1 protein-coding gene is annotated in these 673 nt (G+C 63.2%); it reads right to left on the minus strand.

Going from position 1 to position 673, the window contains the following annotated elements:
• A partial coding sequence (locus AC1DQ3_RS36620) for a calcium-binding protein (RefSeq protein WP_477124964.1) occupies nt 1-673 on the minus strand: 673 nt, incomplete at both ends.

Here is a 673-nt window from a genome sequence, read left to right on the forward strand (position 1 = left end):
GAGATCGAGTCGTTGCCGCCACCGGCGTACAGCGTCTCGCCCACGTTGCTGAAGGAGAGGCTGTCCGCACCTTCCGACATGCGGATCGGATAGGCCGCATACAACTCGGCCACCGATAGCGTTTTGCCGTCGGAGAACTGGAACTGGTCGACCGCATAGGCGCTGCTGTAATAGTGATTCTGCAGTGTCAGCCGGTCCGACTGGCCGTAGGTCAGGATCAGGTCGTTGCCCGATCGGATCACGCCGGTCAGGCCAGTCGAGCTGACATCCTCGAAGCGCACGGTGTCGACCCGGCCTGCGCCGGTGTCGTACTGGCGGATCAGGTCTTGCCCGCTGCCGACGCGGAACACATAGGTGTCGTTGCCGACGTCGCCGCTCAGCGTGTCGTTGCCGGTGCCGCCATCCAGGATGTCGTTGCCGTTGCCCCCATTGAGCGAGTCGCTACCTTCACCGCCGTCCAGCAGGTCATTGCCGTCACCGCCGTTCAGTGTGTCGTTGCCGGCTTCCCCATAGACCTTGTCGTTACCGCCATTGGCCGAGATCGAGTCGTTGCCGCCACCGGCGTACAGCGTCTCGCCCACGTTGCTGAAGGAGAGGCTGTCCGCACCTTCCGACATGCGGATCGGATAGGCCGCATACAACTCGGCCACCGATAGCGTTTTGCCGTCGGAGA

The sequence above is a fragment of the Cupriavidus sp. 01T418 genome (genome assembly GCF_056398885.1).